General features: G+C 64.2%; 26 protein-coding genes. 15 read left to right on the top strand and 11 right to left on the bottom strand.

The window, feature by feature from the left end; genetic code table 11:
• Both FXB41_RS01825 and FXB41_RS01820 read right to left on the bottom strand, forming a co-directional pair.
• The coding region (locus tag FXB41_RS01825; RefSeq protein WP_219679033.1) for an alpha/beta fold hydrolase at window positions 1–405 on the bottom strand (405 nt) is incomplete at its 3' end.
• 241 nt (window positions 406–646) lie between these two features.
• A complete protein-coding gene (locus FXB41_RS01820) occupies window positions 647–2,188 on the bottom strand; it encodes a benzoate-CoA ligase family protein (protein WP_219679030.1) in 1,542 nt (513 codons plus the stop codon).
• A gap of 152 nt (window positions 2,189–2,340) precedes the next feature.
• Here FXB41_RS01820 and FXB41_RS01815 point away from each other — a divergent pair, with 152 nt between their 5' ends.
• Window positions 2,341–3,249, top strand: coding sequence for a helix-turn-helix transcriptional regulator (locus FXB41_RS01815; protein ID WP_007597907.1), 909 nt, complete (start codon window positions 2,341–2,343; stop codon window positions 3,247–3,249).
• Window positions 3,250–3,261: 12 nt separating this feature from the next.
• Window positions 3,262–3,657, top strand: coding sequence for a group II truncated hemoglobin (locus tag FXB41_RS01810; protein WP_219679028.1), 396 nt, complete (start codon window positions 3,262–3,264; stop codon window positions 3,655–3,657).
• Window positions 3,658–3,744: 87 nt separating this feature from the next.
• Here the strand turns inward: FXB41_RS01810 and FXB41_RS01805 are convergent, their stop codons facing one another.
• A complete protein-coding gene (locus FXB41_RS01805) occupies window positions 3,745–4,530 on the bottom strand; it encodes an IclR family transcriptional regulator domain-containing protein (protein ID WP_219679025.1) in 786 nt (261 codons plus the stop codon).
• A gap of 110 nt (window positions 4,531–4,640) precedes the next feature.
• On the opposite strand from FXB41_RS01805, the gene FXB41_RS01800 reads away from it, so the two are divergent.
• The 3 genes from FXB41_RS01800 to FXB41_RS01790 all read left to right on the top strand — a co-directional run bounded on the left by FXB41_RS01800 (window position 4,641) and on the right by FXB41_RS01790 (window position 8,265).
• On the top strand, window positions 4,641–5,999 hold the full coding sequence (locus FXB41_RS01800; protein WP_219679022.1) for an aromatic ring-hydroxylating dioxygenase subunit alpha: 1,359 nt from the start codon (window positions 4,641–4,643) through the stop codon (window positions 5,997–5,999).
• 130 nt (window positions 6,000–6,129) lie between these two features.
• Window positions 6,130–7,578, top strand: coding sequence for a glutamine synthetase family protein (locus FXB41_RS01795; RefSeq protein WP_219679020.1), 1,449 nt, complete (start codon window positions 6,130–6,132; stop codon window positions 7,576–7,578).
• A 339-nt stretch (window positions 7,579–7,917) separates the two neighbouring features.
• Window positions 7,918–8,265, top strand: a complete 348-nt coding sequence (locus tag FXB41_RS01790) for a hypothetical protein (RefSeq protein WP_219679018.1) — start codon at window positions 7,918–7,920, stop codon at window positions 8,263–8,265.
• Window positions 8,266–8,446: 181 nt separating this feature from the next.
• Here FXB41_RS01790 and FXB41_RS01785 read toward each other — a convergent pair whose 3' ends face one another.
• From FXB41_RS01785 to FXB41_RS01755, 7 genes are all read right to left on the bottom strand, one after another.
• Complete coding sequence (locus FXB41_RS01785) at window positions 8,447–9,175, bottom strand: ABC transporter ATP-binding protein (protein WP_246648514.1); 729 nt, start codon at window positions 9,173–9,175, stop codon at window positions 8,447–8,449.
• Entirely contained in the window at window positions 9,168–9,935 is a 768-nt protein-coding gene (locus FXB41_RS01780; protein WP_007615741.1) for an ABC transporter ATP-binding protein, read from the bottom strand. Before FXB41_RS01780 ends, FXB41_RS01785 begins: the two co-directional genes overlap by 8 nt.
• Window positions 9,928–10,872 (bottom strand): branched-chain amino acid ABC transporter permease, encoded by a 945-nt coding sequence (locus FXB41_RS01775; protein ID WP_219679016.1) that lies wholly within the window; start codon window positions 10,870–10,872, stop codon window positions 9,928–9,930. The genes FXB41_RS01780 and FXB41_RS01775 overlap by 8 nt, the downstream gene beginning before the upstream one ends.
• Entirely contained in the window at window positions 10,869–11,786 is a 918-nt protein-coding gene (locus FXB41_RS01770) for a branched-chain amino acid ABC transporter permease (protein ID WP_219679014.1), read from the bottom strand. The genes FXB41_RS01775 and FXB41_RS01770 overlap by 4 nt, the downstream gene beginning before the upstream one ends.
• Before the next feature lie 311 nt (window positions 11,787–12,097).
• Window positions 12,098–12,316, bottom strand: coding sequence for a hypothetical protein (locus FXB41_RS01765; RefSeq protein WP_027514447.1), 219 nt, complete (start codon window positions 12,314–12,316; stop codon window positions 12,098–12,100).
• Between the two features lies 1 nt (window position 12,317).
• Window positions 12,318–12,977 carry an acyl-homoserine-lactone synthase gene (locus FXB41_RS01760; protein ID WP_219679010.1) on the bottom strand — a complete coding sequence of 220 codons (660 nt, stop codon included), beginning with the start codon at window positions 12,975–12,977 and terminating at the stop codon, window positions 12,318–12,320.
• 83 nt (window positions 12,978–13,060) lie between these two features.
• Window positions 13,061–13,789 (bottom strand): helix-turn-helix transcriptional regulator, encoded by a 729-nt coding sequence (locus FXB41_RS01755; RefSeq protein WP_007597931.1) that lies wholly within the window; start codon window positions 13,787–13,789, stop codon window positions 13,061–13,063.
• Between the two features lie 167 nt (window positions 13,790–13,956).
• On the opposite strand from FXB41_RS01755, the gene FXB41_RS01750 reads away from it, so the two are divergent.
• From FXB41_RS01750 to FXB41_RS01710, 9 genes are all read left to right on the top strand, one after another.
• On the top strand, window positions 13,957–14,133 hold the full coding sequence (locus FXB41_RS01750) for a hypothetical protein (RefSeq protein WP_007597932.1): 177 nt from the start codon (window positions 13,957–13,959) through the stop codon (window positions 14,131–14,133).
• Window positions 14,134–14,461: 328 nt separating this feature from the next.
• Window positions 14,462–15,400, top strand: a complete 939-nt coding sequence (locus FXB41_RS01745; RefSeq protein ID WP_219679008.1) for a LysR family transcriptional regulator — start codon at window positions 14,462–14,464, stop codon at window positions 15,398–15,400.
• Between the two features lie 143 nt (window positions 15,401–15,543).
• Window positions 15,544–16,422 (top strand): shikimate dehydrogenase, encoded by an 879-nt coding sequence (locus tag FXB41_RS01740; RefSeq protein WP_219679005.1) that lies wholly within the window; start codon window positions 15,544–15,546, stop codon window positions 16,420–16,422.
• A gap of 58 nt (window positions 16,423–16,480) precedes the next feature.
• The gene (locus tag FXB41_RS01735; RefSeq protein ID WP_219679003.1) at window positions 16,481–17,611 is read left to right on the top strand and encodes an ABC transporter substrate-binding protein; all 1,131 of its coding nucleotides are present in this window, start codon (window positions 16,481–16,483) and stop codon (window positions 17,609–17,611) included.
• A gap of 157 nt (window positions 17,612–17,768) precedes the next feature.
• Window positions 17,769–18,644, top strand: a complete 876-nt coding sequence (locus FXB41_RS01730; protein WP_219678999.1) for a branched-chain amino acid ABC transporter permease — start codon at window positions 17,769–17,771, stop codon at window positions 18,642–18,644.
• Window positions 18,641–19,639, top strand: coding sequence for a branched-chain amino acid ABC transporter permease (locus tag FXB41_RS01725; RefSeq protein ID WP_007597943.1), 999 nt, complete (start codon window positions 18,641–18,643; stop codon window positions 19,637–19,639). The genes FXB41_RS01730 and FXB41_RS01725 overlap by 4 nt, the downstream gene beginning before the upstream one ends.
• Window positions 19,636–20,379 carry an ABC transporter ATP-binding protein gene (locus FXB41_RS01720; protein WP_219678996.1) on the top strand — a complete coding sequence of 248 codons (744 nt, stop codon included), beginning with the start codon at window positions 19,636–19,638 and terminating at the stop codon, window positions 20,377–20,379. Before FXB41_RS01725 ends, FXB41_RS01720 begins: the two co-directional genes overlap by 4 nt.
• A 10-nt stretch (window positions 20,380–20,389) precedes the next feature.
• Entirely contained in the window at window positions 20,390–21,127 is a 738-nt protein-coding gene (locus FXB41_RS01715; protein ID WP_007597945.1) for an ABC transporter ATP-binding protein, read from the top strand.
• A complete protein-coding gene (locus FXB41_RS01710; protein WP_219678994.1) occupies window positions 21,124–22,995 on the top strand; it encodes a bifunctional sugar phosphate isomerase/epimerase/4-hydroxyphenylpyruvate dioxygenase family protein in 1,872 nt (623 codons plus the stop codon). The genes FXB41_RS01715 and FXB41_RS01710 overlap by 4 nt, the downstream gene beginning before the upstream one ends.
• A gap of 150 nt (window positions 22,996–23,145) precedes the next feature.
• Here FXB41_RS01710 and FXB41_RS01705 read toward each other — a convergent pair whose 3' ends face one another.
• A complete protein-coding gene (locus tag FXB41_RS01705) occupies window positions 23,146–24,318 on the bottom strand; it encodes an ABC transporter substrate-binding protein (protein WP_219678992.1) in 1,173 nt (390 codons plus the stop codon).
• 307 nt (window positions 24,319–24,625) lie between these two features.
• Here FXB41_RS01705 and FXB41_RS01700 point away from each other — a divergent pair, with 307 nt between their 5' ends.
• Complete coding sequence (locus FXB41_RS01700) at window positions 24,626–25,888, top strand: NAD(P)/FAD-dependent oxidoreductase (protein WP_007597949.1); 1,263 nt, start codon at window positions 24,626–24,628, stop codon at window positions 25,886–25,888.
• The last annotated feature ends 83 nt before the right edge of the window (window positions 25,889–25,971 follow it).

Genomic DNA, 25,971 nt, shown 5'->3' with positions numbered 1-25,971 from the left:
CGGCGCGATCAGCACCAGGCCGCTCAGGCGATGATCCTGATGCGCGCCGGCGTAGATGGTCGCGATCGAGGCGCCGTCGGAATGGCCGAGCAGCAGGCCGCGCTTGAAGGCAATCGCATCGAGGATCTTCGGCAGCACGTCCAGCGCCTCGCGCTGCATGTAGTCAAGCGGCCGCGGCAACGTCACCGGGCTCGATTGGCCATAGCCTGCACGCGAATAGACGAAGATGCCGGCGGAGGTGGCCTGCTGGAGCTTTTCCGGGAAGTCACCCCATAGGCCGACGGAGCCGAGGCCTTCGTGCAGCATGACGATGGTGGGTGAATCGGCGGATTGCGGCGCCAGCCATTTGTATTCGAGGCTGGCGCCATCGATGCTGAGAAAGCCGGTGGAGGCGAGATTGGTCATGTTCTGTCGCTCTTCTTCGCGCGCGGACTTGGAACGAGACGCGGCCGCTGGTTCAGTCGTTCCCTCCCCCTTGTGGGGGGAGGGCTAGGGAGAGGGGTGCCACACGGGGATTCCGGGCGTGACGAAGAACATCTGGCGCGTGACGACGAACACCGCCTCCTGGGCCACCCCTCTCCCCGCCCTCCCCCACAAGGGAGCGCAGCGAGATTCGGCGCGACAGAAACGCAAGACATCCACGCACTCAATTCGTCCCGTCCCGCAGCTTGAACCGCTGGATCTTTCCCGTCGCCGTCTTCGGCAGCGAGTCCACCACGTCGATCCAGCGCGGATATTTCCACGGGCCGATTTTCTGCTTGACGTGGTCCTTGAGCATCTCCTGCAGGCCCGTCGTCGTCGCGCCGGGGCGCAGCACGACAAAGGCCTTCGGCTTCAGCAGTCCCTCCGGATCGGCTTCGGGCACGACGGCAGCTTCCAGCACGGCGGGATGCGTGATCAGCGCGCTCTCGACCTCGAAGGGCGAGACCCAGATGCCGGAGACCTTGAACATGTCGTCGGCGCGACCGCAGAAGGTGTAGCGGCCCTCGGCATCCCTGACATATTTGTCGCCGGTGCGGGTCCACGGTCCTTCGAACGTGCGGCGGCTCTTGTGGCGCTGGTTCCAGTAGCCCTCGCCGGCGGAGGGCGCATCGACCAGGAGCTCGCCGACTTCGCCGTCGGCAACATCCTGTCCGGCTTCGTTGACCAGCCGCACCGCATAGCCCGGCACCGGCTTGCCGGAGCAGCCGTATTTGATGTCGCCGGGCGCATTCGACAGGAAGATGTGCAACAGCTCGGTCGAGCCGACGCCGTCGAGAATGTCGACGCTGAAGCGCGCCTTCCAGCTGTTGCCGACGGATTCCGGCAGCGCCTCGCCGGCGGAGGTGCAGATGCGCAAATTCTTGCCGCCACGCTCGCTCTTCATGCTCTCGTCGTTGAGCATCGCCGCGAACAAGGTCGGCACGCCGTAGAAGATCGAGGGGTTGTAGCGGTTCATCAGGTCGAACATGCGGGCGGGCGTCGGGCGCTCGCTGTTGAGCACGACGGTGGCGCCGACCGACATCGGAAAGGTCAACGCATTGCCGAGACCATAAGCGAAGAACAGCTTTGCCGCGGAAAGGCAGACGTCGCTCTCGCGAATGCCGAGCACCTGTTTGGCGTAGGTGTCCGCAGTTGCCTGGAGATTCGAATGGATATGCCGCACGCCCTTGGGCATGCCCGTCGACCCTGACGAATAGAGCCAGAACGCCGGCTCATCCGGATGTGTCGCAGCGGTCGTGAACCGGTCGCTCTCGTCCGCAATCTCCTCGGCGAGCTGCTTGTGACCATTCTGCTTGGCGCCGGAGACCACGACATGCTCGAGATCCGGCATGCGGCCGACGACGTCCTTGATGACGGGATAGAGCGCTTCCGAGACGAACAACACGCGCGCACGGCAATCGGCGAGGATGTAGGCGTATTGATCCGATGTCAGCAGCGTGTTGAGCGGCACCGGAACGACGCCGGCGCGGATCGCGCCCAGGAACACAATCGGGAAGTCGACAGTATCCAGCATGATCATGGCCACGCGCTCTTCGCGGCGAACACCGAGCCGGCGCAGCATGTTGGCGGCGCACCGCGTTTCGCGCTGGAGCTCGCCATAGGTGAGCCGTGAGACGGTGTCGTCGAAGGCGAGCTTGTTGCCGCGTCCCTCCTCGACGTTTCGGTCGAGCAGCCAGGTCACCGCGTTATAGGATCCCTCGCTCACGGACTTCTCCCCTGAATTTAGAATTATAATTCATAGAAAGACACCGCATTGGCTTGCTGTCAATGCCAGCAGGCACTATGTTTCATTAATACGCGCCGCAGGACCTCCTTAAAAGAAGACATCCGCTCAAGCAGGCCCATGATCCGTAGTCCATGACCGACAGTCCCGACGCCGAATCCCGATTTCTCGAACAGCTCGGCCAGCGCGTGCGCACCACGCGCGCGCTGCGCGGCATGTCGCGCAAGGTGCTCGCCAAGGTATCAGGAATATCGGAGCGCTACATCGCGCAGCTCGAAAGCGGCAAGGGCAATGTCTCCATCGTGCTGCTGCGCCGCGTCTCCGACGCGATGGGCGCGCATCTCGAGGACCTGCTTCCCTCGGTCGATCCGACCCCGGACTGGCAGATGTTTCGCGATCTCCTGCGCAAGGCGACGCCAAGTCAGATCGCGCAAGCCAAGGATTTGCTCGCGGGCGGCAGCGCCTCCGCGCCGCGGCGCGCGCCGTTCTGCGGCATCGCGCTGATCGGCCTGCGCGGCGCCGGCAAATCCACGCTCGGCCGGATGCTGGCGAAGAAGGTCGGCTGGAGTTTTGTCGAGCTCAACAAGGAGGTCGAGCAGCAGAACGGGCTCTCGGTCGCCGAGATCATCGCGCTCTACGGCCAGGAAGGCTTTCGCCGCATGGAGCAGGCGGCACTGCAGCAGCTGCTCGCGCGCAACGAGCTGATGGTGCTGGCGACCGGCGGCGGCATCGTCTCGGAGCCCCTGACGTTCGACCAGATCCTGTCGTCGTTCTACACGATCTGGTTGAAGGCCGAGCCCGAGGAGCACATGGCCCGCGTCCGCCGCCAGGGCGATCTGCGTCCGATGGCCGACGACCGCTCCGCCATGGCGGAGCTGCGCAACATCCTCTTGAGCCGCGAGCCGCTATATGCGCGCGCGACGGCGGTGGTGGACACGGCAGGACTGTCCGTCGATGCCGCCGCGGCGCGCCTGGTTGATGCGGTGCGGCCGGTGCTGCAGAACGAAGCACGCAGCTTCGGGCTGCGCAGCGTGGCGCTGTAGGTCCGAACTCCCATGACCGACAGCGACGTCGCAATCTCCATGTTCGAGCGGATCGGCGGCAGCGCCACGATCGACCTGTTGGTCGATCGCTTCTACGAGCGGATGGATACGCTGCCGGAGGCGAAGATCATTCGCGCAATGCATGCGGACGACCTCGGCCTCATCAGGGATGTGCTGAAGCGCTATCTCACCGAATGGACCGGTGGCCCGAAACTGTATTCGGTCGAGAAGGGCCACCCGCGGCTGCGCCAGCGCCACATCGGCTTTGGCATCGGCGATACCGAGCGCGACGCGTGGATGCTCTGCATGCGCGGCGCGCTGGAAGAGACGGTGACGGATAGCGCTGCGCGACAGGATCTCGATCGTGCGATATCGGGCCTCGCCGACTGGATGCGCAACCGGTCGTGATTTTTGCACAGGCGCGTAGCCCGGATGAGCGAAGCGACATCCGGGTCTTCACGATGACTTTCCCGGGTATCGCTTCGCTCACCCGGGCTACAAGAGTTGCGACCGCACCGCCTCCGCGCCCTCGCGCAACAGCGGCAAAAATCGCTCGATCAACTCCTTGGCCGGCACCCGGTCAACATGAGCGCCCATGTTGATGGCGGCGACGATGACATCGTCATAACGACGCACCGGGACTGAGATCGAGCGGAAATGCGGCTCGGCCTCGCGGTCCACCAGCGAATAGTTTTGGGTGCGGTCGGCGGCGATGCGTGCGAGCAGCGCCTTTGCGTCGGTCACCGTCTGCGGCGTCAGCGCCTCGCGCTTCATCGCTTTCAGGCGCGCAGCAAGCTCGGCATCGCCGAGTTGGCCGAGCATGGCGCGACCGACGGAGGTGCAAAACGCCGGGAGCCGGTAGCCGATTTCCAATCCGCCCGAGAACATCCGCGCCGGACTGCTGCGTGCGACGAACACGACATCGTCGCCGTCGAGCACCGCGAGCGAGGAGATTTCGTTGGCCGCTGTCGCAACGCGGTCGAGCATCGGCTGCAGGACCGTGACGAGCTGGCTGGAGCGCAGATACGACGCCGCCAGCGTCAGCACATGCGGCGTCAGCGAGAACAGTTTTCCGTCGCCGCTGACGAAGCCGCCGCGCTGGAGCGTGAACAGCATGCGCCGCGCGGTGGCGCGTGGAAGCTCAGCGGCACGGGCGAGATCGCTGAGTGTCATCGGTCCAGCCGTGGTGCCGAAGCATTGCAACAGGCGCAGCCCGCGATCGAGGCTCTCGACGAAATCCGTCGCGCGTTCGTCGCTCTCGCTTCGCTTCAGCTTGGGCATGGGTGTCGGGATCCTGCAAAATAGTGCTTGCTGCCAGACCAAGGCATGTCATAATTCGCCCATTCGTTCAATAGGCGAACAAACGCCACTCCACAAAGGATGCACTCGCCATGATGAGCCAGGAGCAGAACGACCTGATCACCCGCACCGGTCCAAAGGACCCCTGCGGGAAGCTGATGCGAAGCTACTGGCAGCCGGCGGCGCTGGTGGACGAGCTCGACGGCGATCGTCCGATCCGCCCCGTCAGATTGCTCGGCGAAAATCTGGTGCTATTCCGCGACGAGACCGGACGCTACGGGCTGATCGATCGGCACTGCGCGCATCGCGGCGCCGATCTCGCGTTCGGACGGCTCGAGCATGGCGGCCTGCGCTGCGCCTTCCATGGCTGGCTGTTCGACGCCACCGGGCAATGCATTGAAACCCCGGCGGAGCCGAAGGACTCAAAGCTCTGCCAGAACATTCGTCAGCGCTCTTATCCCGTGGTGGAGAAGAGCGGCATCCTCTGGGCTTATCTCGGCGAGGGTGAGCCGCCGGCCTTTCCGGAGCTCGACTGCTTCGTCGCGCCCGGCACGCACACCTTCGCGTTCAAGGGGCACATGGCCTGCAACTGGCTGCAGGCGCTCGAAGTCGGCATCGATCCCGCGCACGCCTCCTACCTGCATCGCTTCTTCGAGGACGAGGACACGTCCACGGCCTACGGCAAGCAGTTCCGCGGCGCATCGGCAGGCTCCGACCTGCCGATGACGAAGATCTTGCGCGAGTACGACCGTCCGATCATCAATGTCGAGCACACCGAATACGGCCTGCGGCTGATCGCGCTGCGCGAGATCGACGAGGAGCGCACCCATGTGCGCGTCACCAACCAGCTCTTCCCGCACGGCTTCGTCATCCCCATGAGCACGGAGATGACGATCACGCAGTGGCACGTGCCGGTCGACGACGAGAACTGCTACTGGTACGCGATCTTCACCAGCTACGCGAACCCCGTGAACAAGAAGAAGATGCGCGACCAGCGGCTCGAGCTCTATGAGCTGCCGGACTACAAATCCCGCAAGAACAGGACCAACGATTACGGTTTCGATCCGCACGAGCAGCAGACGGCGACCTATACCGGCATGGGCACCGACATCAACGTCCACGACCAGTGGGCGGTGGAATCGATGGGCGCGATCCAGGACCGCACCCGGGAGCACCTCGGCACGAGCGACAAGGCGATCGTGCAATACCGCCGCCTGCTGCGGCAGGAGATCGAGAAGGTCGCAGGCGGCGAGAAGCCGATGCTGCATCTCGACGAGGCCACCGCACGTTCGATCCAGGGCCCGGCGACCATGGACGGCATCGGGCCGACACGAGGCTGGGAGATCTACTGGATGGAAGTCGACGTCAAGCGCCGCCGCAGCGCGCCGTGGACGGCGCCGGTGCCGAAGGAGATCGCGGACAACGTGCATCGGCTGACGGCGGCGGAGTGACGTTCGTGCACGGAAGCGGTAGGGTGGGCAAAGGCGCAAAGCGCCGTGCCCACCATGCTTCCACGAAGACGATAGAAGCGGTGGGCACGCTTCGCTTTGCCCACCCTACGGCAGTTGGGAGAGTGGCAAAGTGACTTTCGTCGCGCGTCATGCGCTGTGGTCGGATGAGCAGAACGACGCGGCGACACGCATGCGCCGCATCGTGGAGGAGAAGAACCTCGAGGTCATCCGCCTCGCCTTCCCGGACCAGCACGGCATTCTGCGCGGCAAGACCATCATCGCGGCCGAGGCGATCGCTTCGCTGGAGAGCGGCTGCTCCATCACCACCACCATGCTCGCCAAGGACACCTCGCACCGCACGGTGTTTCCGGTGTTCACGTCGGGCGGCGGCTTCGGCATGAAGGAGATGGAGGGCGCGGCCGACGTGCTCATGGTCGCCGACCCCGCGACGTTTCGCGTTTTGCCATGGGCGCCGACCACGGGCTGGGTGCTGTGCGACCTCTATTTTAATGACGGCCGCCCCGTTCCGTTCGCGACGCGCGGGCTCTATCGCAAGGTGCTCGACGAGCTCGCAAGCCGCGGCCACGATTTCGTGGCGGGCCTCGAGGTCGAATTCCACATCTTCAAGCTCGATGATCCGCATATGCGGCCCGAGGACGCTGGCCAGCCCGGCACGCCGCCCTCGGTGAGCCTGCTCAGCCACGGCTATCAATATCTCACCGAGCAGCGCTTCGATCAGATGGAGCCGGTGCTGGAGATCTTGCGGCGTGACATCGTCGCGCTCGGATTGCCGTTGCGCTCGGTCGAGGTCGAATTCGGGCCGAGCCAGTGCGAGTTCACCTTCGCGCCGAAGAAGGGGCTGGAGCCCGCCGACAACATGGTGCTGTTTCGCTCCGCCGTGAAGCAGATCGCGCACCGCCACGGCTATCACGCCACCTTCATGTGCCGACCGAAGCTGCCGAACCTGTTCGCGAGCGGCTGGCATCTGCACCAATCGGTGGTCTCACGCGCGAGCGGCGAGAACCAGTTCATGGCCCAGGAAACGACCAAAGACGGCGGCGAGCCGCTCAGCGCGTTCGGCCGCGCCTGGCTTGCGGGCCTGCTCGACCACGCCCGCGCGTCGACCGTGTTCACCACCCCGACCATCAATGGCTACAAGCGCTACCGCTCCTATTCGCTGGCGCCGGACCGCGCAATCTGGGGCCGCGACAATCGCGGCGTGATGATCCGCGTGCTCGGAGCGGCCGGCGATGCCGCCACGCGCCTGGAAAACCGCATCGGCGAGCCCGCCGCCAATCCCTATCTCTACATGGCCTCGCAGATCCTCTCAGGGCTGGACGGCGTCGATCGCAAGCTCGATCCCGGCCCGTCGGCCGACACACCCTACGAAACCAAGGCGCCGCTCTTGCCGAAGTCGTTGCGCGATGCGGTCGGCGCACTGAAGGACGATCCGTTCTTCCGCGAAAAGCTCGGGCCTGAGTTCGTCGATTATTACACCCACATCAAGAATGCCGAGATCGACCGCTTCCTGTCCGAGGTGACCGACTGGGAGCACCGCGAATATTTCGAGGTGTTTTGACCTGCTCCCTCTAACCTCCTCCCTTGCAGGTGGAGGCGCAGCGGCTCAATGCTCACACCCCCGTGAGGTGACTTCGTCCCACCTGTTCCGGCGACATCAGGTCGCGGTCCGACGAAACCATTTTCGTCACGTGCCGAAAACCGCCGGAAAAACACCGGGGTTAACCTTTGTCCAGTGATCAACAACGGAGTTCGGTCATGTTGGGTCAATTGTTCAGCCTGATCTATCGCCTGTCCTGCCGGACCACTCTGATCGAAATCGGCGCGCATCGGCTGGCGCGCTGATGGGGCAGTCAGCCGCCAATAGGTAAGCCGGATTGACCAGATAATGGGGATTTCCATGCGAAAGCTGATCCTGATCGCAGCGCTCTCGCTGTTCGCAACACAAGCCCATGCCGGCGGTCCGCGCAGTCTGAGCCTTGCAGCGACCAGTGCAAACCAACCGGCGGCCGAGCAACCGGCCTCGCCGACAGCCGCACCGCAGACGACGCAAGCCCCGGCGGCAACGCAGCCGGCGAATGTCCAGACGGCAACCACCAGCCCGGCTTCAGCCGCGGCCAGCGCGCCGACGCAGCCCTCGGCCACACCGGTGACCAGCACGACCGAGACGACCAAGCCGAAGCGCCGCCAGCCATCCACGGAGGCGCGCGTGATCCGCGAACTGCATCGGCATGGGATTGACTGGTGATTGCCAATGTCGTCCTGGCGAAAGCCAGGACGCATTACCCCGGGGAAGGGGTTTGGCGAAGATTCTTCCTCCGGTACTGATACCGTCCACAATGGACAGACCTCGCGGTATGGGTCCTGGCGTTCGCCAGGACGACACCGGGTGAGCGGCCACGCGTACCGCCCCTCACCTCGCCGCCGCCTCAAATTCCCAAATATTTATGCTGCAGATCCGGCTCGGCCATCAGTTCGTCGGAGGTGCCACTCCACACCGTCTTGCCGCGCTCGATGATGGTGTGGCGGTCGCAGATGCGGGCCAGGTGGTCGACGTTCTTGTCGACGACCAGGATCGACTGTCCCCGGCTCTTGAGCAGCGACAGGCAGCTCCAGATCTCTTCGCGGATCAGGGGCGCCAGGCCTTCGGTGGCTTCATCCAGGATGAGGAGCTTCGGGTTGGTCATCAGCGCGCGGCCAATTGCGAGCATCTGCTGCTCGCCGCCGGAGAGCTGGTTGCCCATGTTGGAGGCGCGCTCGGCCAGGCGCGGAAACATCACGTAGATCGCCGCCAGCGTCCAGGGATTGCTGCTGTCGAAACGATCGGCGGCGGCCGCGACCAGGTTTTCGCGCACGGTGAGGTTCGGGAAAATCTGCCGCCCCTCGGGGACGAGGCCGACACCGAGTTGCGCGATCCTGTAGGACGGCTGCGTCCGCACTTCCGAACCCGCAAAGCGGATGCTGCCTGCGCGCGCCGGCGTCAGGCCCATGATGGAGCGGATGGTCGTGGTCTTGCCCATGCCGTTGCGGCCCATCAGCGAGACCATCTCGCCTGATTTGACCGACAGCGACAGGCCGAACAGCACCTGGGACAGGCCATAGCAGGTCTCGATGCCGTCGACCTTGAGCAGCGTGTCACCCATCCCTTTTTCAGCCATGGTGCGTCACCACATGCGCCTCGCCGAGATAGGCGCGCTTGACGTCCTCGTTCGCCCTGATCGCGGCCGGATCGCCGGAGGCGATGACGCGGCCATAGACCAGCACCGAGATACGGTCGGCCAGCGCAAACACCGCCGGCATGTCGTGCTCGACCAGCACGATCGAGACCTCTTTACGCAGTTCCTGGAGCAGCTGCACCATGCGCTGGGACTCGGTGACGCCGAGGCCGGCCATCGGCTCGTCGAGCAGCAAAAGTTTCGGCTTGCTTGCCAGCGCCACGGCCAGCTCGATCTGGCGACGCTCGCCATGACTGAGCCTGGACACCAGGACATCGGCACGATGGGCGAGACCGACGCGGTCGAGCGCGGCATGCGCGGCATCGCGCAGGCCCTTCTCCTTGCGTGCATCGGCGAAGAAGCGAAACGAGGTGCCGGCATGCGCTTGCGCCGCGAGCGCAACATTGTCGGCGGCGGTGAAATCGAGCAGCAGCGAAGTGATCTGGAACGAACGTGCCAGGCCCAACGCGCAGCGGCGATAGGCCGGCAGATAGGTGATGTCGCGCCCCGCCAGCGAGACGCTGCCGGAATGCGGCTCCAGATGCCCGGTGAGCTGGCTGATCAGCGTGGTCTTGCCGGCGCCGTTCGGGCCGATGATGGCGTGCAGCTCACCCGCCGCGACGTCGAGCGAGACGTTGTCGGTCGCAATGATGCCGCCGAAGCGGCGCACCAGCCTGTCGACGCGGAGCAGCGGCTCAGCCACGTTGGAGCCTCCCGAGCAGGCCCATGATGCCGCCGCGGCCGAACAGCACGATCAGCAGCAGCAGTGGGCCCATGATCAGCGCCCAGTATTCGGTGAGCTGCGACAAGAACTCTTCCAACAGCAAATACACCACCGCGCCGATGACCGGACCGAACAGCGTGCCCATGCCCCCGAGGATCACCATCACCATGAGGTCGCCGGAACGCGTCCAGTACATCACGGCCGGGCTGACGAAATCGGTGTTGTTGGCGAGCAGCGCACCGGCGAGGCCGCACATCATGCCCGAGATGACGAAGCAGACCAGCTGGTAGCGTTTCGAGGGAAAGCCGATCGCCTGCATGCGCTGCTCGTTGGAGCGCAGGCCCTGCAGGACGAGACCGAAGCGCGAATTGGCGATGCGCCAGATCAGGAAGACCACGCCGAACAGGCAGGCGAGGCAGAGATAATAGAACTGCGTGCGGTTCGACAGATTGATCAGCCCGGAGAAGTCGCTGCGCTTGTAGACGGTGAGGCCGTCATCGCCGCCATAACGCGCCAGCCCCGAGGCGACGTAATAGGCCATCTGCGCGAAGGCGAGCGTGATCATGATGAAGTAAACGCCACGCGTGCGAAGCGAGAGCGCGCCAATCACCAGCGCGTAAGTCGCGGACGCCGCGAGCGCGACGGGAAACTGGATGAAGCCGCTTCCCACGCCTTCCTGCGCCAGCATGCCGACCGCGTAACCGCCGATGCCGAGATAGGCGGCGTGGCCAAAGCTCATCATGCCGCCAAAACCCATGATGAGGTTGAGGCTCGCGGCCGCCAGCGCCAGAATGACGACGCGGGTGAACAGCGTCAGGATGAAGATGTTGCCGGAGAGTTGCGAATAGAGCGGCAGCAGCACGAGGCCCGCCAGCATCAGGGCCGTGACGGCCTTAGCTACAGTGAAAGTCTTCATCGGCGGCTGGCCGGAAACAGCCCCTCCGGACGCACCACCAGCACGATCGCCATCAGCAGATAGATCAGCATGGACGACAACGCGGGCGCGGCGGTGGAGGCCGCGGCGCCGCTCAGCACCTGCCGCAACAAATTGGGCAGGAAAGCGCGGCCGAGCGTGTCGATCATGCCGACAAAGATCGCGGCCAGGAACGCGCCGCGGATCGAACCGATACCGCCGATCACGATGATGACGAAAGCGAGGATCAGGATGTTCTCGCCCATGCCGATCTGCACGGTGAGGATCGGCGCCTGCATCAATCCGGCAAGGCCGGCGAGCGCGGCACCGAGGCCGAACACCAGGGTGTAGAGCAGCTTGATGTTGATGCCGAGCGCACCGATCATCTCGCGATTGGAGGCGCCGGCCCGGATCAGCATGCCGATGCGGGTGCGCATCACGCCGAGATAGAGCAGCAGCGCAACCAGCAGCGCCACGACGATGATGGCGAGGCGATAAGCGGGATAGTGAATGCCCGGCAGGATCGGCACCGGCACGGTGAGCCAGGCCGGCAGCGGCAGCGCAAGCCCGGCCGGGCCCCAGATCAGCCGCACGGCTTCATTGAAGAACAGGATCAGGCCGAAGGTCGCGAGCACATGGTCGAGATGGTCGCGTCCATAGAGATGCCGCAGCGCGGTCATCTCGAGCACAATGCCGAGCACGAGCGTCGCGCCGAGCGCCAGCAGCGCGCCGAGCAGGAAGCTGCCGGTCCAGGCTGCGAAGGTCGCGGCGAAATAGGCGCCCATCATGTAGAGCGAGCCGTGCGCGAGGTTGACGAGATCCATGATCCCGAACACCAGCGTCAGGCCGGCGGCGAGCAGGAACAGCAGCAGGCCAAACTGCAATCCGTTCAAGAACTGTTCGACGACGAGCAGCATCAAAACTCTTTCAGGCGCACGCAGGTTCGCGCCGATGTTCGAACACGGTCGCCATCAGTGAAAGAGCTCCCCCTGCCTCTACAAGGCGGAAAAATGGGTAATGGCAGTATCGTTCCGAGGCAAGAGCGATTCGACACCCAACATGCACTTTGTTGCATGCCGATGCATGCGATCGGTCCTGGCCCCTGCAATCGGCCTTGCAAGAAGACTGCCGCGCAGGATGGGTCAACCTGACGCACCCAAAACGGATCACCCTCCCTCCGTTGCCGGAGAGAGGGTGTGAATTCGTCGCAACGTGTAGATGGAGCCGCCTAGTGCGACGTCATCTGCCGGGGAAGGTCATCCGGCTCGGCAAGCACGCTATTGGCCGTCGAGGCCTCCAGCGCCGCCATCCGGAACAGATAGGCGAGCGTCGCCAATCCGGTGTCTTCCGCCATCTGCGCGAGTTCGAGCGCCATGTCGGACATGTAGCCGAGATTTTCGTCCTTGATCTGCGCCATGATCTGGCTGTCCCGCATCATGTTCGACATCTCAGGCGCTCTTTCGTTGCGCGGCAGCGAGGCCGCAGAGGTTGGCACGGGCGACGGCGTCCAGACGCGGGCCGTCCTGTTGCACGATAGAAGGCACACCGATGCGATCATGCAGGGCATCGAGCGTCTCGCGACGAATGTCGATCGTCGCCGCCATGGTCCACGCATTCTCCACCAGAGCCGGTAGGCCGAGCGGGGTCACGACGAAGCCGGCCTCATGAAAGCGCGGCAACCACCAGGTTTCCATGATCGCGCTGACCTGCGCGATCCCCTGACCGAGGCAGAACTCCTGCACCGCCGCCATCAGTTGCAGGTTGAGCGCGCCGTCGCGGCGATCGCGCACGACGAAGTAGCGCGACCATTCCCAGACCAGCGGATCCGAAGGACAGCCGCGAACCGATGCCAGATGCGGAAAGACTTCGCTCATCATCGAAGGCTTGGTGGTCGGGTAGAGCCGGTGACCGCCGATAACACGGCGTCCCTCCAGCGCAAGCAGATAGACTGTGTCCTCGTCGTCATAAGAATCGATCTCGCGACAATCCGGCCTGCGCAGCGTCTCCCAGCGCCGCTCTTCGACGAAGATGTCGTGCCGCAGCCGGAAATGCTGATCGAGTACATCTTCGTAAAGGTGGCGATTTACTGCAGAAATGGCGTGAATCATGAAAGCCCCCATTCGTCCTCAATGGAGGGCACCCTCTGCGAAAAGAGAATGGTTCGATATTGGGAAATTTCCCAGTACGTCGCTTAGGGATTGATGATCTTGTTGCGAATCGCCAGTGCAACCGCATGCGTACGGTTCACGGCTCCGAGCTTGCGCCCGGCGGTCGCGAGATGCTCTTCGGCGGTACGCTGCGTGATGTGCAGTATCTCGCCGATTTCCCAGGCCGATTTGCCCTGTGAGGCCCAGGAGATCACCTCGCGCTCGCGCGGAGTGAGGCGCGTCGAGGGATACGGCGCCGGATCGAGCAGACGGCGAATGTGGTCGAAGCCATACATCGCCATCAGGTGCAATGCCGGCTTGCTGCGGGCGTTGAGATCGAGATGGATGCCGCCGAGCGACACGGCGGCTTCATAGCCGGTGAGCCCGTGGATCGGCACGATGAAGCCGCGCGACATGCGGAAATCGCCGGCGCGGTTCATGACCTCCGCCGCGCCCGGATCGAGTTCGGCATCATAGGGTGCTTCCGACCACTCGAATGGGTTGACCGATTGTCGGCACATCCGCACCACGGGGTCGACGCGGTCGTAGTTGTTCTGGGTGTAGAGGCTGAACCATTCCGCGGGCCAGCGCTTGGCGAGCACCATCTGTGCGAACCGCTGGTCGGGATTCGGCAACCCTGTCACGATGATGGTTTCAAAGCCGAAGCGCCCGAAGGCCCCTTCGAGCGCATTCATAGCGTCCGGAACCCTCCGATAGGCCCCTAGCCCCTCAATGAAGTCGAGCGCTTCCCGGCCATAATCCACGGCGGACATCGGTGCGTTTCCTGACCCTCGCTGTGCGATATAGCACGTCTTTGGGCACTGCCTCAATTCACGGTTTCCGTAGTTTCCCGGTATCCCATTGACCAAGAAGGTTTAATCTACTTGTGGAAGAAGCGACGTCAAGATACACCTACAATGTCTGAAGCGGGGAAACCACGATGGAAGACGAGGACATCGCCCTCAACAGCGTGCTCGGCCTGGAACTCAACCGCGTATTTTTCGCGGTCCGCGAAACGGCAAACAAGCAGAAGATCATCGAGTTCGCGCGCGGGGTGCTGCAAAGCGAGCGCAGCAAGCCAGCAGAGAGCGCCTCGCCGGACGGACCGGCGAGCTAGCACGCAATCGCTGTGAGCGCACGAACGGTCCGTTCGGTGCCATGCCTTCCTCTGAACCGAACAACCGAACGCGAATGTTTCCTTCCTTCTCCCCTTGTGGGAGAAGTGGCATAGGCGGCCTTCGGCCGCCGTTCTTAAAACAAAACGCCGATGCTTCGCATCGGCTATGGCGCCGGATGAGGGGTTGTTTCCACGCGTTCAAATGCGCGAGGCTCGCGCGGGAGAGAACCCCTCACCCGTCTCGCTCTATCGCTGTGATCCACCCTCTCCCACAAAGGGGAGAGGGAAAGGCAGCGCCGCCCACGATTATCTTTTGGATGCCTAGGACATGATGACGCTGCGCCAGGTTGAAGTGATCCGTGCCGTGATGGTGACGGGCACGATCGGCGGCGCGGCGAAGCTGCTGAACGTTTCGGCGCCGGGCATCAGCCGCCTCGTCAAATACACCGAGCGCTCGCTCGGCATCCGCTTCTTCCAGCGCCAGAACGGACGCTATTTCCCCACCCCGGAAGCCGAGAACATCTTCGAGCAGATCAACGGCGTCTACAAGAAGGTCGACGACCTTTCCGAGATCATCTCCAAGATCGGACGCGGCGGATTGTCGGAATTGCGCATCGGCTCGGTGCCGAGCATTTCGCAAGTCATGGTGCCGCGCGCGATCGAGCGGGTCCGGCGGCGCTATCCGGATCTCGGCATCGACATCAACATCCTCAAGCTCGAGGAAGCCATCGACTACCTCATGCTCGGCCGCGGCGAGTGCGTGGCGATGAGCTACCGCCTGGAGCATTCCGGGCTCGACTTCATGCCGCTCGCCTCAGGCGAGCTCTACTGCATCGTGCCGCCGGGCCACGAGCTCGCCGGCCGCAAGCAGGTCTCCGCCGCCGAGATCACGCGCTATCCGCTGATCGGCATTGATCCCAACGATCCCTACGGGCGGATCATGGCCGAGATCTTCGCGCGCCACCGCCTCGCATACAACATCACCATCCGCGCCCGCTTCGGCACCACGGTCTGCGCGCTGGTGAAGGCGGGGCTCGGCATCGCCGTCATCGACCAGTTCACGGTGGCCCATGGCGGCTATCCCGGCATCGAGCTGATCAAGATCACCGAGCCAACGCGATTCGAGACCTATATCGCGGTGAAGCGCGGCGCGCCGCTGTCGCTTCATGTCGAGTATTTCATCGAGTCCCTGCGCGCGGAAATGCGCGCAGTCGAGCCGTCGCAGGGCAAAGGCAGGGCCGCGGCGGCACGGGGGCGGAAGAGATAACATTATGTTAGGTTTGCAGGACAAAAGGGTAATTGTGTTAGGCTGAGGAAAGACTATCGTTCCTAGGGGAAGCCCCTTGGAACTGGGCGGATTTCCCCGCTAATGGCCGGGACCGAACGCTCCCAACGAGACGATAGCGAACCATGTCAAAGCGCGGACCCGCCGCATCCAAAAAGCTCCTGACCGGCCTGATCGGCGCACCCATCGCGCATTCCGCCTCCCCTGCCATGCATGAGCGCGCCGCGGAGGGGCTTGGCCTGCGCGGACATTATCAGCTCATCGAAGTGGCCGGCGCCGATACGGCCGGGCTCCGGCTGATGCTGGAAGGCGTGCGGCGCCTCGGCTTTGCCGGCGTCAACGTCACCTTTCCCTACAAGGAGGCGGTGGTCCCGCTGCTCGATGAACTGGCACCGGGTGCGGCCGCCATGGGCGCGGTCAACACCGTCGTCGTCAGGAACGGACGGCTGACCGGCCACAACACCGACACGACCGGCTTTGCGCGCGCCGTCGCGCCGCTGCTGGCGCCGTCCGGCAACGCGGTGGCCGTGATCGGCACCGGCGGCGTCGGCAAGGCGATCGCCTTTGCGCTGGCGAGCCTTGACGTGACCGACATCCGCATCTTCGACAGCGAGCCGGCACGCGCCGAAAAACTCGCCGCGCTGCTCGTCAAGCAGGGGGGCGCCAGGGTCGCCGCAAGCGTCGAGGATGCGCTCGACGGCGCAACCGGCCTCGTCAACGGCACACCGGTCGGCATGCTGCCGAACCGGGAAACGCCGGTCTCGGCGACGCTGCTGCGTCAAAACCTGTGGGTCGCCGACGCCGTCTACTCACCGCTGATCACACCGCTGCTGGCGGCTGCCCAAGCCAAGGGCGCGCGGATCATGACCGGCCGGGAGCTTGCGATCTACCAGGCCGCCGACGCTTTCGAACTGTTCACGGGTCTTGCCCCATCGACCGAGATCATGGGAGAGGCATTCGACGAGGTGATGGCGGCACGAAGCTCGGCCTATCACGCAGCGTAACCGAAGCGGCCGGACACAAGGCCGCGCACAACATCAACGAAAAATGGGAGGAGAGACCATGAAATCGACCATTCTGGCCGGCGCCCTGCTTGCCTTCGCGACTGCAACCAGCGTCCACGCCCAGGCGATCAAGCTCGCCGACGTCGCCGAGTTGTCCGGCGGCGGCGCCACCGTCGGCACCAATTGGAAGAACGGCATCGACCTCGCGATCGAGGAGATCAACGCCAAGGGCGGCGTGCTCGGCCGCAAGCTCGAAGTCACTCATGCGGATTCGCAATCCAACCCCGGCGTCGCGCGCGCGCAGGTGCAAAAGGCGCTCGATGCCGAGCCCTATGTGCTGCTCGGACCCGGCTATTCCGGCTCCGTGAAGGTGACGGCGCCGCTGGCGGCCGAGGCCGGCATCGCGCAGATCATGGGCGGCGAAGCCGCCGAGCTGACGCAAGGCGGAAACAAGTTCCTGTTCCGCACTTCGTTCGGCCAGCAATCGTCGATGCCGAAGGTCGCCAAATACATTCACGACGACATGAAGGCGAAGTCGGTCGCGGTGGTCTGGGTCAACAATGACTTTGGCCGCGGCGGTCGCGATGTCGTCGTCAAGGAGCTCGACCGGCTCGGCTCCAAGGTGGTCGCCGATCTCTCGACCGAAGCGGGTCAGGCCGATTTCGCCGCCGACGTCGGCAAGATCAAGGCCGCCAATCCCGATGCCGTGTTCGTCTATTTGAACGAGGAAGAGAGCGCACGCATCCTCAAGGAGCTGAAGCGCCAGGGCGTCACCGCGCCGCTGATGGGCGAGACCACGCTGATCGGGCAGAAGGTAATCGAGCTCGCGGGCGATGCCGCCAACGGCGCGCGTGGCCATGTCGGTCTCACCACCGATGCGCCGGTCGACCTGATCAAGGCGTTTCGCGACAAGTTCGCGAAGAAGTACAATTACGTGCCTGATCATAACGGCCTGAAAGGCTATCTCGCGGTCTACATGGTGAAGGCCACCACCGACAAGATGGGGAAGGTGGATTCGAAGGCGTTCGCCGACACCCTGCATGGCCTGACCATCAAGGCGGTGGACGAGCCAGGCATCCTAATGGACGTCACCTTCAGCGACACCGGCGACATCGACCGCCAGAGCTTTCTGGTGGAAGTGGTCGAAGGCAAGCAAGTGGTGAAGCAGGTGCTGCCGAAGGTGAATTGAGGTCTTTGCCTCTCGCCGCGCCTGTCCGTCGAAGGTTTAGCGAAGGCGGATGCGGAGCGAGATCTTTCGTCTCCCTCTCCCCGCCCTTCGCGGGGAGAGGGAGAAAAGGAAGAGCGGGGAGAGCGAGAAGACAGAGCGCGAGCGCCGAGAGGGGAAAATGTCCAATCTGTTCGATCTTCTGGTCGCGGGACTTGCCACCGGCGCGATCTATGCGCTGGTCGCGGTCGGCTTCACGCTGCTGTGGCAGACCTCGCAGACCATCAATTTCGCGCAGGGCGAGTTCGTGATGCTGCCGGCGTTCCTGATGCTGGCGGCGATGCATGCCGGCGCGCCGTTCTGGCTCGCGATCATCCTCGGCATCCTGCTCTCGATGCTCCTGCTCGGCCTCGCCTTCAAGATGCTGCTGGTGGATCCGATGCTACGCCACGGCGTGCTGCCGCTCGCGATCGCGACCATGGCGCTCGCGATCGGCCTCAAGGAGGCCGTCAAGCAGTTCTTCAGCGCCGAAGCCTCACCCTTCCCCTCGATCGTGCCGACCGGCGATATCTCCATCCTCGGCCATGCCGTCTCGCTGCAAAGCATCGGCGTTCTCCTCCTCGCCATCCTTGCCGTCTTCGGCTTGACTGCGCTTCTCAACCGCACCTCGCTCGGCCACCAGATGCAGGCGGCGGCGCAGAACCCGACGGTGGCGCGCATCATCGGCGTCCCTGTCGAGCGCATGATTCTCCTGACTTTCCTGATCAACGCGTTCCTGGTCGCGCTCGCCTCGCTGTTGATCACGCCGATCTACCTCGCGAAATTCACGTCCGGCGAGGTGCTGGGCCAGGCTGCCTTCATCGCCGCGATCATCGGCGGCTTCAACCAGGTGCGAGGGGCGATCGCAGGCGGCCTCCTGATCGGCGTGCTCGACAATCTCGCAGCCGCCTATGTCTCGACGCAGTATCGCGCCGCCGTGCCGATGATCTTCCTGATCGCCGTCATCCTGTTCCGGCCGCAGGGCCTGCTCGGCCGCGCCGAGGAGCGCACCGTATGAGCGGCTTCGCCAAACCTCTCAAGATCGCGTTCGGCCTCATCGTCATCGCTGCGCTGATCGCAGTCCCCATGAACTTCAACCGCTATGGCCTGTTCATCCTGAGCCAATGGGCGGTGATGGCCATCGCCGCGATGGGCCTCAACCTCACGCTTGGCTATGCGGGCCAGGTCTCGCTGGCGCAGGGCGCCTTCGTCGGCATCGGCGCTTACGTGGCAGCGATCATGACCACGCATGGCTGGCCGCTGCCGGCGGCGATCGTCGTCGCGATCGGCCTGAGCTTCGCGGTCGGCTGGGTGCTCGGCTATCCGGCGCTGCGGGTGCAGCACCACTACCTCGCCTTCGTCACGCTCGCCTTCTCCACGCTGGCCTTCCTGGTGTTTCGCAACGAGAGCTGGCTCACCGGCGGCATCTACGGCATCTCCAACATTCCGCGCCCGCACATCTTCGGCATCGCGACCAACAAGCCGCTGCCGTTCTACTATGTCTGTCTCGGCTCGCTCGCGATCGTGTCGCTTGCAGTGTGGTGGCTGATCCGCTCGCCCTGGGGCCGCGCCTTCATGGCGCTGCGCGAAAACCCGCTGCGGGCGCAGTCGCTGGGCGTCGACACGCGACGCTATACGCTGATGGCGTTCGCGATCGGCTCTGCGCTCGGCGGCGTCGCCGGCGCGCTCTATGCGCCGCTGACGCAATATATCGATCCCGTGCCGTTCAACCTGTCGCTCTCGCTCGACCTCCTGATGATGGTGATCGTCGGCGGCGCCGGCTTCTTCCTGGGTCCGTTCCTCGGCGCGATGATCGCGGTGCTGCTGCCGGAATGGCTGCGCTTCACCGAGGGCTATTATCTGATGCTGTACGCGATCGCGGTGATGGGGCTGCTGATCTGGTCGCCGACCGGCATTTTGGGAATCCTCGACCGCTATCTCGCCGAGCGCCGAACCAAGGCGGCCTCGGCCCAGCGCGCCGTCGCAAAGTCCCGGCTGGAGACAGTGCAATGAGCGCGGTCCTCGAAGTCTCCGACATCAAGAAGAATTTTGGCGGCATCAGCGCCGTCGGCGGCGTCTCTTTCGACGTCCGCGAGGGCGAGATCCTCGGCCTGATCGGACCGAACGGCTGCGGCAAGTCGACCCTGTTCAACTGCATCCTCGGCCAGCTCACGCCGAGCGGCGGCGAGGTCAAGCTCGACGGCAAGGTCGTCACGGGCCTGCGACCCGCCGAGCTCAACAAGCTCGGGGTCAGCCGCACCTTCCAGCTCCTGCAGGTGTTCCCAAAACTCTCGGTGCGCGAGAACCTGATCCTCGCAGGACAGGAGCACCAGGGCAGCATGGCCTCGCGGCTGGTCGGCCGCTCCGATGCCGGCCTGACGGAGGCCGCCAACCAGATGATCGGCTTTTTCAAGCTCGATCATCTTGCCGACGAGCCGGCCGGCGGTTTGTCCTATGGCCAGCAAAAACTACTCGACGCCGCCATGGCCTTCATGGGCGGACCGCGGCTGGTGCTGCTCGACGAGCCCGCCGGCGGCGTCAACCCGTCGATGCTGGCGGACCTGAAGGAGCGGCTGGTCGCGATCAACCGCGAGAAGAACGCCACCTTCGTCGTGATCGAGCACAACATGGAATTCGTGATGTCGCTGTGCTCGCGCGTGATGGTGATGGCGGAAGGCAAAGTGCTGGCAATGGGACGACCCGACGAGGTCCGAAAGAACCCCGCCGTGATCGAAGCCTATCTCGGACATTAGGAGAGCGACCATGAGCGATCCGATCCTCTTGGTTCACAATCTCGTCGGCGGCTACGGCAAGATGACGATCCTGAACGGCACCACCTTCGCCGTGCCGCAGGCCACCATCACCACCATCATCGGCCCGAACGGCGCCGGCAAGTCCACCGTGTTCAAGGCGATCTTCGGCCTGCTCAAGCTGCGCGAGGGCAAAATCAGCTTCGCCGGCCGCGACGTCACCAATCTGAGCCAGCGCGCGCTGCTCAATGCCGGCATCTGCTACGTGCCGCAGGGCCGCAACATCTTTCCCGAGCTGTCGGTGCGCCACAACATCGAGCTCGGCGGCGTTTCCGCCGGCAAGGGCATCGACCTGCAGAGCCGGATCGAGGCCGCGCTCGACCTGTTCCCGGCGCTGCGGCGGAAATCGACGCAGCAGGCCTCCACGCTATCTGGCGGCGAGCAGAAGCAGCTCGAAATCGCCCGCTCGCTGCTGCTCGAGCCGAAGCTCGTGCTGATCGACGAGCCGTCGATCGGCCTGTCGCCGCTGATGGTGCAGCAGACTTTCGACATCCTGAAATCCCTGCGCGACCGCGGCGTCACCATTCTGATGATCGAGCAGAACGCACGCTCGGCGCTGGAGATTTCCGACATCGGCATCGTGCTCGAGCTCGGCCAGACCCGCATGGTCGACGGTGCGAAGCGCATTTTGAATGATCCCCGCATCGGACAATTGTTCCTTGGCGGCGCCATGGAGGACAACGCAGCATGACCAAACGCTCGATCGCAACGGTCTCTCTCTCCGGCGCCCTTGACGAAAAGCTCCGCGCCATCGCATCCGCCGGATTCGACGCGGTCGAGATTTTCGAGAACGATCTGCTGTCGTTCGGCTCAGGCCCGCGCGACATCGCAAAGCTCTGCGGGGACCTCAATCTCGAGATTTGCGCGTTTCAGCCGTTCCGCGATTTCGAGGGCATGCCGGAGCCGCAGCGTTCGCGCAACTTTGCCCGCGCCGAACGCAAGTTCGACCTGATGCAGGAGCTCGGCACCGATCTGCTGCTGATCTGCTCCAACGTGTCGCCGGCCGCGCTCGGCGGCATCGACCGCGCCGCAGACGATTTTCGCGAGCTTGGCGAGCGCGCCGCCAAGCGGTCCTTGCGCGTCGGCTACGAGGCATTGGCCTGGGGACGCCACGTCAACGATTACCGCGACGCCTGGGAGATCGTGCGGCGCGCCGACCATCCCGCGATCGGCGTGATCCTCGACAGCTTTCACGCACTGGCCCCCGGCTTTCCGGTCCGCGCGATGGCCTCGATCCCCGGTGACAAGATCTTCCTGGTCCAGCTTGCGGACGCGCCGAAGCTCGAGCTCGACATCTTGTCGTGGAGCCGGCACTTCCGCTCCTTCCCCGGCCAGGGCGACCTGCCGGTCGGCGAGTTCATGGCGGCGATCGCGGCGACGGGCTATGCCGGGCCGCTGTCGCTGGAGATCTTCAACGACCAATTCCGCGCCGGCTCGGCCATACAGACCGCGGTCGACGGCCTGCGTTCGCTGATCCTGCTGGAGGACCAGCTTGCACCGGCTTGGCCAAAGCTCGTCAGCGAACCCTTGGCGCCCAAGCCCAAAAGTGGAGGCACGGGATTCATCGAGTTTGCCGTCAACGAGACCAAGGCCGGCGAACTGGCCCGCCTGCTCGCGCAACTCGGTTTCCGCAAGACCGGCAAGCATCGCAGCAAGGCGGTGGAGCGATGGTCGCAAGGCAAGGTCGAGCTCGTCGTCAACTCCGAGACCGACGGCTTTGCGCATTCGCACTACGTGACGCATGGCCCCGGCGTCTGCGCCATCGCGCTCGACGTCGACAATGCCGGCCTCGTCATGCAGCGCGCCGAGACACTGAAGGCGCGCACCTTCTACCAGCCGGTCGGGCCGGGCGAGCTCGAGATCCCCGCGATTCACGGCGTCGGCGGCAGCCTGCTGTATTTTCTCGACCAAGCCGGCAAGAACTGGAACACGGATTTCGAACCGGTCCCGAGCGACGCCGGCGCGGACGCGCTGCTAGCTGTCGATCACATCGCGCAGTCGATGCCCTACGACGAGATGCTGTCCTGGCTGCTGTTCTACACCGGCATCCTCGATCTCGAGCGGCTGCCGCAGATGGAGATCGCCGATCCCAGAGGCCTCGTGCAAAGCCAGGCCGTCATCAACGGCGACCAGAGCCTGCGCTTCGTGCTCAACGGCTCATCCGCCAACCGCACGCTGCCGGCCCGTTTCATCTCGGAGTTTTTCGGCTCGGGCGTGCAGCACGTCGCGTTCTCCTGCCGCGACATCTTTGCGGCGGTCGCGGAAATGCGCAAGCGCGGCGCGGATTTTTTGGATATCCCGGACAATTACTACGATGACATCGAAGCCAAATACGACCTCGCACCCGAGCTGATGGCGCAGCTGCGCGCCAACCATATTCTCTACGACCGCGAAGGCGACGGGGAGTTCTTCCAGGTCTACACCCACATCTTCGATGAGCGTTTCTTCTTCGAGATCGTGGAGCGGCGGGATTATCAGGGGTTTGGTGCAGCCAATGCCGGGATCAGGCTTGCCGCGCAGTCACGCGAAGTGCGGCCTGTGAGCATGCCGCGGGTGTAGTGGCCGTCATTGCGAGGAGCCCTTGCGACGAAGCAATCCAGAATCCCTCCGTGGAAAGATTCTGGATTGCTTCGCTACGCTCGCAATGACGAGAGAGAGAGCTGAGAACCCCTCTCCCCGTAAGGACGGGGAGAGGGAGAAGCAATCAGCTCACTTCATCGCGCATTTGTCGTGGAAACGATCCTGGTCGTTTTCGACGATGGTCGCGACCGTCTTCAGCGAGAGTTGGCCCTCGCCGTCCTTGACCACGTCCTGGAGATAGAAGCTCTGCACCGGGATGTGGTTCTTGCCGTACTTGAGGGGACCGCGCAGCGACTTGAAGTTGGCCTTCTCCATCTCGGCCTTCATCGCGTCCTTCTTGCTGGTGTCGCCCTTCACCGCGACCACCGCGCTGTTGATGAGCTGGGCCGCGTCGTAGGCTTGCGCGCCGTAATAGGTGGGACGCAGGCCGGTGTATTTCTTGCGATAGTCGGCGACGAAGCGCTTGTTCTGCTCGTTGGGCAGATCATTCACCCATTCCTGCGCGCCGGGAACGCCGAGCGCATTCTCCTTCTGCAGCGGCAGCGACAGCTCGTCGACGGTGAAAGCCGTGTAGAGCGGCATCGTGCTCTTCAGCCCGGCCTGCGCATATTGATTGAGGAACTGCACGCCGGCTGCACCCGGATAGAACACGAAGATCGACTCGGCCCCCGAGGCGCGCGCCTTGGACAGCTCGGCGGAGAAGTCGAGCTGGCTCGGCCAGACCGTGTATTCCTCGCCCTTGACCTCTCCCTTGAACGTGCTCTTCACGCCCGCGAGCATGTCCTTGCCGGCGGCATAGTTCGGGCCGATCAGGAACACGCTCTTGACGCCCTTCTGGTTCATGTAGAGGCCCATGGCAGCCGGAGTCTGGTCGTTCTGCCAGGAGGTCGAGAACACGTAGGGCGAACAAAGATCGCCGGCGAGTTGCGACGGGCCGGCATTGGCCGAGATCAGGAAAGTCTGCGAGTCCACCGCGGTCTTCAGCGAGGCCAGCAGCACGTTGGACCAGATATAGCCGACGATGAAGTCGACCTTGTCGGACTGCACCAGCTTCTCGGTCTTCTGCTTGCCGACGTCGGGCTTCTGTCCGTCGTCCTCGTAGATCACCTCGACCGGCTTGCCGTCCATCTTGCGGCCGAGATGATCGAGCGCGAGCTCGAACGAGTTGCGCATGTCATTGCCGATCACGGCGGTCGGGCCGCTGAAGGTCGAAACGAAACCGATCTTGATGGTGTCGCCGGCGGATGCCGGGCCTGCCAGCACCAGCGCCGCTGCGCCCGCCAGCCAGAATGCCGTCCTCATAACCACTCCCCTCCATATTATTATGCCCGGAAGCGGGGTGATTGCCGCCCCGGGTCATCTCTATTGAACGCAAAATCTTTCGCGCCGCCAATGGCTCGGCGCCCGCCCCTGCACCATATTTCGCCCCGATCGGCGATAGCAAGAAATATAATTCTACTCACTTCGGCGGAGCATGCGGCGCTTTTTCGCGGGATAGCGATACACTCGATATCCTTAGCCTATGCGTCCATTGATGACGGCTATTGGACCACCACGCCCAATCCGCACTTAAATGAGAGAATAGAGCAGCGAGATTCGAGGGCGCAACATGACCACGACACCGCACCGCGTCGTCATTGTCGGAGCCGGCTTCGGCGGGCTGGAGACGACCTACCGGCTCGCCGGCAGCCCGGTCGAGATCACGCTGATCGACCGCCGCAACCATCATTTGTTCCAGCCGCTGCTCTACCAGGTCGCGACCGCCTCGCTCGCGACCAGCGAGATCGCCTGGCCGGTCCGGCATCTGATGCGCGACCGGCGCGACGTGACGACGCTGTTTGCGGCCGTCAGCGGGGTGGATGCCGACAGGCGCTGCGTGCTGATCGACGATGGCAGCGAGGTGCCGTACGACACGCTGGTGCTCGCCACTGGCGCCCGGCACGCTTATTTCGGCCACGACGAATGGGAGCAGTTCGCGCCCGGCCTGAAGACGCTGGAGGACGCGACCACCTTGCGCCGTCATATCCTGGTGGCGTTCGAGCGCGCCGAGCGCGAGACCGATCCGGCCAAACGCGCGGCACGGCTGACTTTCGTCATCGTCGGCGCCGGCCCCACCGGCGTCGAGCTCGCCGGCACCATCGCGGAGATGGCGCATCACACGCTGCCAGCCGACTTCCGCAACATCGACACCAACAAGGCGCGCGTGGTGCTGATCGAGGCCGGCCCGCGCGTGCTGGCAGGCTTTCCAGATGATCTCTCGGCCTATGCCCAGGCCTCGCTGGAGAAGATCGGCGTGGAGGTCGTGCTGGGACAGGCCGTCACCGAGATCGACCGCGACGGCGTGGTGTTCGGCGGCGAGCGGCTCGATGCCAAAACAAAGATCTGGGCCGCCGGCGTCCGTGCCTCGCCCGCCGCGGAATGGCTGGGCGCACCGGCCGATCGCGCCGGACGCGTCCAAGTGGAAGCCGATCTCACCATCCCCGGTCATCCAGAAATCTTTGCGATCGGCGACACCGTTTTGATCAACGCCTGGGACGGCAAGCCGGTGCCCGGCATCGCGCCGGCCGCCAAGCAGCAGGGCCGTCACGTGGCCGAGACCATCAAGGCCCGGCTGCGCCAGGAGCCGACCGGGCCGTTCCGCTACAAACACTCCGGCAGCCTCGCGCAGATCGGCAAGCGGCTGGCGGTGATCGACTTCGGCCGCATCAAGCTGCGCGGCACCATCGCGTGGTGGATCTGGGGCATCGCCCACATCTACTTCCTGATCGGCTTGCGCCACCGCCTCAGCGTCGCCCTGAGCTGGCTCTGGATCTACGCCCGCGACCAGCGCGCCGCGCGGCTGATTACGCAGGGAAGCAGCAAGGTGGTGTAGCTTTTTCTTCCTTCTCCCCTTGCGGGAAAAGGTGGCGCGAAGCGCCGGATGAGGGGTCTGTCTCAGCGCGCTCGAAAGAGAAT

The sequence above is a fragment of the Bradyrhizobium canariense genome (genome assembly GCF_019402665.1).
GTDB classification, from domain to species: Bacteria; Pseudomonadota; Alphaproteobacteria; order Rhizobiales; family Xanthobacteraceae; genus Bradyrhizobium; species Bradyrhizobium canariense.
Note: the sequence above shows the minus strand (reverse complement) of the source record. Positions and strands in the feature narration are given on the sequence as shown.

What these genes read in the sequence shown, in the direction of transcription:
- FXB41_RS01815 (WP_007597907.1), top strand. Translation starts at nt 2,341, where the DNA reads ATGACCGACAGTCCCGACGCCGAATCCCGATTTCTCGAACAGCTCGGC.
- FXB41_RS01810 (WP_219679028.1), top strand. Translation starts at nt 3,262, where the DNA reads ATGACCGACAGCGACGTCGCAATCTCCATGTTCGAGCGGATCGGCGGC.
- FXB41_RS01805 (WP_219679025.1), bottom strand. Translation starts at nt 4,530, where the DNA reads ATGCCCAAGCTGAAGCGAAGCGAGAGCGACGAACGCGCGACGGATTTC.
- FXB41_RS01800 (WP_219679022.1), top strand. Translation starts at nt 4,641, where the DNA reads ATGATGAGCCAGGAGCAGAACGACCTGATCACCCGCACCGGTCCAAAG.
- FXB41_RS01790 (WP_219679018.1), top strand. Translation starts at nt 7,918, where the DNA reads ATGCGAAAGCTGATCCTGATCGCAGCGCTCTCGCTGTTCGCAACACAA.
- FXB41_RS01785 (WP_246648514.1), bottom strand. Translation starts at nt 9,175, where the DNA reads ATGGCTGAAAAAGGGATGGGTGACACGCTGCTCAAGGTCGACGGCATC.
- FXB41_RS01775 (WP_219679016.1), bottom strand. Translation starts at nt 10,872, where the DNA reads ATGAAGACTTTCACTGTAGCTAAGGCCGTCACGGCCCTGATGCTGGCG.
- FXB41_RS01770 (WP_219679014.1), bottom strand. Translation starts at nt 11,786, where the DNA reads ATGCTGCTCGTCGTCGAACAGTTCTTGAACGGATTGCAGTTTGGCCTG.
- FXB41_RS01765 (WP_027514447.1), bottom strand. Translation starts at nt 12,316, where the DNA reads ATGTCGAACATGATGCGGGACAGCCAGATCATGGCGCAGATCAAGGAC.
- FXB41_RS01760 (WP_219679010.1), bottom strand. Translation starts at nt 12,977, where the DNA reads ATGATTCACGCCATTTCTGCAGTAAATCGCCACCTTTACGAAGATGTA.
- FXB41_RS01755 (WP_007597931.1), bottom strand. Translation starts at nt 13,789, where the DNA reads ATGTCCGCCGTGGATTATGGCCGGGAAGCGCTCGACTTCATTGAGGGG.
- FXB41_RS01750 (WP_007597932.1), top strand. Translation starts at nt 13,957, where the DNA reads ATGGAAGACGAGGACATCGCCCTCAACAGCGTGCTCGGCCTGGAACTC.
- FXB41_RS01745 (WP_219679008.1), top strand. Translation starts at nt 14,462, where the DNA reads ATGATGACGCTGCGCCAGGTTGAAGTGATCCGTGCCGTGATGGTGACG.
- FXB41_RS01740 (WP_219679005.1), top strand. Translation starts at nt 15,544, where the DNA reads ATGTCAAAGCGCGGACCCGCCGCATCCAAAAAGCTCCTGACCGGCCTG.
- FXB41_RS01735 (WP_219679003.1), top strand. Translation starts at nt 16,481, where the DNA reads ATGAAATCGACCATTCTGGCCGGCGCCCTGCTTGCCTTCGCGACTGCA.
- FXB41_RS01730 (WP_219678999.1), top strand. Translation starts at nt 17,769, where the DNA reads ATGTCCAATCTGTTCGATCTTCTGGTCGCGGGACTTGCCACCGGCGCG.
- FXB41_RS01725 (WP_007597943.1), top strand. Translation starts at nt 18,641, where the DNA reads ATGAGCGGCTTCGCCAAACCTCTCAAGATCGCGTTCGGCCTCATCGTC.
- FXB41_RS01720 (WP_219678996.1), top strand. Translation starts at nt 19,636, where the DNA reads ATGAGCGCGGTCCTCGAAGTCTCCGACATCAAGAAGAATTTTGGCGGC.
- FXB41_RS01715 (WP_007597945.1), top strand. Translation starts at nt 20,390, where the DNA reads ATGAGCGATCCGATCCTCTTGGTTCACAATCTCGTCGGCGGCTACGGC.
- FXB41_RS01710 (WP_219678994.1), top strand. Translation starts at nt 21,124, where the DNA reads ATGACCAAACGCTCGATCGCAACGGTCTCTCTCTCCGGCGCCCTTGAC.
- FXB41_RS01705 (WP_219678992.1), bottom strand. Translation starts at nt 24,318, where the DNA reads ATGAGGACGGCATTCTGGCTGGCGGGCGCAGCGGCGCTGGTGCTGGCA.
- FXB41_RS01700 (WP_007597949.1), top strand. Translation starts at nt 24,626, where the DNA reads ATGACCACGACACCGCACCGCGTCGTCATTGTCGGAGCCGGCTTCGGC.